Raw genomic sequence first — 2386 nt, 5'->3', positions numbered from 1 at the left:
GGGCATGCCGGTCGAGCCGGAGGTGTAGATCACATAGGCCAGGTGCGATGCCGCGAGCCCGTCGACCCGCAAATTGTCGGCACGGGCTTCGGCCCAGGGCGCCTGCTGGTCCAGGATCACTCGCGTGCACGACGATGGCGGTCGCAGGCGATCGAGCAAGGCGCTGTCGGCGAGCAACGCCACCGGCGCGCTGTCGCGCAGCATGTGGGCCAGGCGTTCGTCCGGATACGCCGGGTCCAGCGGCACGCAGGCGCCGCCGGCCTTGAGCGTGGCCAGGATCGCAACCACCATCGCCAGGCTGCGTTCGACGCAGACCACCACGCGGTCGTCCGGTCCCACCCCGAGCCTGCACAGGTGCCGAGCGAGACGATTGGCCTGCTCGTTGAGAGCCCGGTAGCTCAGCTGCGCGCCGTCCAGCTCCAGGGCAATGCGCTCCGGGTGCGCTGCCGCCTGCTGTTCGAAGGCCTCGTGCACCAGGGCTGGCGCCGCGTATGCGCGGTGGGTGTCGTTGTAGCCGTGGAGCACGCGCCTGCGTTCTTCGGCCGGCAACGCATCGAGTGCCAGCAGCGGTGTATCCGGCGCGTCTTCCAGTGCATGCGCCAAGACCTGCAGTGCCTGCTGCATGAACCCGGCAATGCGTTCGGCCGAGACCGAAGCGTCGACCTGCACGGTCAACCCGAAATCGCTCCCGTCGTCGTCGACGTACAGGCCGAACGGGTAGTTGGTGCGGTCGCGCACGTCGAGCAAACGCACGCCATCGAGCACCTCGGCATGGGCAGTGCCACCGACCCGGCCGTGCCGGTAGTTGAGCAAGGCCGAGAACAACGGCGTATGCGCGGGCATCGCGCTGCAACGCTGCGCCAGCACCAGCGAGGCGTGCTCGTGGCGCAGCAATTCGCTCAGCCCCGCGTGGGTCTCGCGCAGGCCCTGTGCCGCCCCACGCCCGCCCAGCGCGATGCGCAGAGGCAAGGTATTGATGAACATGCCGATTGCACGATCGGAACCTACTCCGCCATGCATGCGCCCGAACAGCACCGTGCCGAACACGGCATCGTCGCGGCCACTGCACTGGCCCAGCACCTGCGCCCAGGCCAGATGGAACAGGCTGGCCGCGCCCACACCGTGGCGCCTGGCGAGCGCGCGCAGCCGCGACGACAACGCCTGCGGCAGGGTCAGGCGCGCCTGCTCGATCTGCGAACCGTCGCCCTGTACGTCGAGCAGGCCGAACGGTGCAGTCGGCTCGTCGACGTCGCCGAGCATCGCGCCGAAGAATTCTTCGTGCTCGGCCTCGCTCACACCCCGGCGCGACAAAGCGACGAACTCGCGGAACGGCACCGGTGCCGGCAACCCGGCGGCGTCGCCGCGCTCGATCGCGGCGATCTCCTCCACCAGCCGCTCCAGCGCGGTGTGGTCCATCACCAGGTGGTGATAGGACAACTGCAACAACCAGCGCCCGCTGGCATCGTCGCGAGCGGCGGAGCCATGCAGCATGGGCGCACGGCGCACGTCGATGCGCAGGCCGCGCACCTGCGGATGCGCACGCAGGCGCAGTGCCGCTGCATCCATGCCCGGCGCCAAGGTCAGTGTGTCTACCGTGAACCCGGCGCGCCGCCACACCACCTGCACCGGCTCGGCCAAGCCCTCCCAGTGGACCGCGGTGCGCAGGATGTCGTGGCGTTCGATCACCTGCGACAGGGCCGCGATGAAGCGGTCCAGGCGCAGCTTGCTGTCGAACTCGAGCAGCGTCGGCAGCACATAGGTGTCGGTGTCGCGCTCCAGCAGGTGATGGAACAGGATGCCCTGCTGCAACGGCGCCAGCGGATAGATGTCCTGGATGTTGGCCGCGCCACCGGGCGTGGTGTGGACGATCCGTGCGATCGCGGCCGCGTCGAGGTCGACCAGCGTCAGCATTGCCGGTTCGATCGCCCCGCAGCCGGGCGGAATGCGGTTGGGTGGCACTGCCACCTCGCCAGCGGCATCGCCGCGTCGGATCGTCGCGGACAGGGCCGCCAGCCTCGGGTGCGCGAACAACGAGCGGATATCGGCCGACCAACCGCGCCGGCGCAGTTGTTCGAGCAGACGGATCGCCAGCAGCGAATGGCCGCCAAGTTCGAAGAAGTCGTCGTCGCGGCCGACACGCTGCACGCCCAGCAGCTGCGACCAGATTGCGGCCAGGGACTGTTCGACCTCGCCCTGCGGTTCTTCATAAGCGCGCTGGCCGAACGCCTCGCCCTCGGGCGCAGGCAGCGCCTTGCGGTCGAGCTTGCCGTTCGGCGTCAGCGGCAGCGCTTCCATCACGATATAGGCCACCGGCACCATGTACGCCGGCAGGTGCTTGCTCAACTGCACGCGCGTTTGCGCAACATCGAGCGCAGGCGTTCCGACC

Annotated in this window: 1 protein-coding gene; it reads right to left on the bottom strand. The window is 69.2% G+C overall.

Features of this window, described 5'->3' with window-relative positions; all coding sequences use genetic code 11:
- Positions 1-2386 (bottom strand): condensation domain-containing protein (locus AC1DXX_RS33300; RefSeq protein ID WP_478138466.1); only part of this gene is annotated, 2386 nt, incomplete at both ends.

The sequence above is a fragment of the Variovorax sp. P4_B10 genome, assembly GCF_056402375.1.
The sequence above is the reverse complement of the archived record's forward strand: the minus strand, read 5'-3'. Positions and strand labels throughout refer to the sequence as shown.